Below are 2504 nucleotides of genomic sequence, written 5' to 3' on the forward strand. Positions count from 1 at the left end.
GTAAGCGCTGTTCTCAGGCCACGGCGGTCCATGGCATGAGTTCGCCGACGCTGTTTGCTGGATGACCGTTGGCCAGTTTTCCGAGCGCCTGCGTCAGCCAGGTATGCGGATTGATGCCGCTCAGCTTGCAGTTTTCGATCAGCGTGGCGATCACCGCCCAGTTGTCGCCGCCTTCGTCTGATCCTGCGAACAAGGCGTTTTTGCGGTTCAGAGCGAGCGGCCTGATGCTGCGTTCGACGGCGTTGCTGTCGAGATCAACACGGCCGTCATCGAGGAACCGTGAGAGGCCGGCCCAGCGCGTCAGCGCATAGCGTATGGCTTCGCCAAGCTTGGCCTTCGCGCTGACCTGGCGGCTTTTGGTCTCGAGATAGATCCGCAAGTCGTCGATAATGACGCGGCTGCGCTCTTGCCGGATTTGCTGGCGCTGTTCGGCAGAGGCCCCGCGCACCTCGTCCTCGATCTTGTAGAGTGCCGCAATCCGCTGCAGCACTTCGATGGCGACCGGAGAATTGTCGGCCAGCTCGTAAAACTTGCGCCTGACGTGTGCCCAGCAGAACGCGAGCACGATCTGCTGCCGGCGCTTGGCCAGTGCGGTGTAGCCGCCATAGCCATCGACCTGCAGGATACCGGCAAAATCTCCGAGATGGGCCTCGGCCCGTTCTCCCTTGCGATCGGCAGCATAGACATAAGCGACCATTGGCGGGGTATTGCCGCCCCATGGGCGATCGTCGCGCGCATAGGCCCACAGCTGCCCGGTCTTGGTCCGGCCACGCCCGGGATCGAGCACTGGTGCGGTGGTCTCGTCGGCGAACAATCGCTCGGATCGTCGCAATCGTTCCAGGATGTGGTCGCGCAAGGGGCGCAGATACCATGCTGCTCTGCCAACCCAATCCGCCAACGTTGAGCGATCCAGTTGAATACCTTGCCGCGCGTAGATCTGGGCTTGCCGGTATAACGGCAGGTGATCTGCGTATTTTGCGACCAGGACCTGTGCGATCAGCGCTTCGGTGGGAATGCCGCCCTCAACGATCCTTGCCGGTGCCGGGGCCTGCACGATCGCGCTCTCGCACGAACGGCAGCCGTACCGAGGACGGCGCGTGACGAGGACGCGGAAGGTGATTGGCACAACGTCGAGACGCTCGGCAACGTCCTCGCCGATCTGATGGAGCGCCCCGCCGCAGCAAGGGCAAGCCCGGATGCCATCCACTTCCTCGACATCGACAACCTGCTCGATCCGCTCGAGATGCGCAGGCAGTGAACCGCGGTTGGCCTTGCGTGGTCGGTCGGAGCTGGGCTTGCCGATCGCCGCGTCGCGTGCCGCACGGGCCTGGCCCAGCGCCGTCTCGACATCTTCAAGGCCTAGCTGCAGTTGGTCAGGGTCAAGTTGCTCCGAACGCGCACCGAACCGGTGCCGCATGAAGGCATCGACAATCGACTGCAGCCGTTCGATCTCGGCGTCTGCCTCGCCCTTGGCGGCCATTACATCGGCGAGCTTGCGGGACTGCTCAAGGGCGAACGCACGCAGCGCTTCAAGGTCTTCGGGAAGGTCCGCTTCCATGAGCATGGACGCAGTGAATCAGCAGGAGAAAGCCCCGTCAACCGGCAATTTGCGGGGCTATGGGCTTGCGTCCGCCATGCACTCTGCGCCAGTCCAGCCCCTCGAGAAGCGCACCCAGTTGCGCTGCCGTCAGCCGCATCACACCGTCCTGAATACCCGGCCACCTGAAGCCGCCCTGCTCAAGTTTCTTGGCCATCAGACACAGGCCGGTGCCATCCCACCAGACCAGTTTAATCCGGTCGGCGCGCTTGGCCCGGAACACGTAGATCACGCCGGAAAAGGGATCGCTGCCGTACTCGGCGCTGACCAGCGCGGCCAACGCGTCAGGCCCTTTACGAAAATCAACCGGACGCGTTGCAACCATCACGCGCGTGCCGGCACCGAGTCCGATCATCGCCTCGTCCCAATCATCTCTGGGCCTTGAGCGCTTCGATTACGGCGGCGATAACGCTGGCATCAGCGCCGCGCGCGATCTTCACTGCCACGCCATCGATCTCCAGTTCGACAGCAGCAACTGTGGAATGTCGCCTGCGCCGAGTTCGGCGCGTAGGTGCCGGATCTGGTCGCGTTGCCGGTTCGACCACTGCAGGTACGAACGTCGCGGTGGCTGGTTCGGCCAATGGAAAGGCCTGAGCCTGATCCTCCAGTTGTTTGCGCAAATCCTTCCGCCACGCATAGACCTGCGAAGGATCAAGCCCATGCCGCCGCGCGACAGCGCCGATACGTTCGACACCGGCATAACACTCCGCGACAATCGAGGCCTTGACCTCCGGTGGCCAGTCCCGCCGCTTGCCTTTGCCCGTGAAGATCTCGAACCGCTGCGCGCCCTTGCTCACAGGATCATCACACGGGATTATCATAGGAGTAGCGCCCTCAGCCCCAATCAGGTCGCGCAAACTCCACGCTGGGCATCACCCACGCAAGGTGGGGGCAGAACAGCGCTTAC

Annotated in this window: 3 protein-coding genes; all 3 read right to left on the minus strand. The window is 63.1% G+C overall.

Going from position 1 to position 2504, the window contains the following annotated elements; genetic code table 11:
* Window positions 1-13: 13 nt before the first annotated feature.
* Complete coding sequence (locus CFE35_RS22435; protein ID WP_292934094.1) at window positions 14-1480, minus strand: IS66 family transposase; 1467 nt, start codon at window positions 1478-1480, stop codon at window positions 14-16.
* A gap of 115 nt (window positions 1481-1595) precedes the next feature.
* Window positions 1596-1952, minus strand: coding sequence for an IS66 family insertion sequence element accessory protein TnpB (gene tnpB / locus CFE35_RS22440; protein ID WP_292934092.1), 357 nt, complete (start codon window positions 1950-1952; stop codon window positions 1596-1598).
* A gap of 13 nt (window positions 1953-1965) precedes the next feature.
* Complete coding sequence (locus tag CFE35_RS22445; protein ID WP_292934093.1) at window positions 1966-2394, minus strand: transposase; 429 nt, start codon at window positions 2392-2394, stop codon at window positions 1966-1968.
* Window positions 2395-2504 lie beyond the last annotated feature (110 nt).

The sequence above is a fragment of the Novosphingobium sp. PASSN1 genome, from assembly GCF_002278815.1.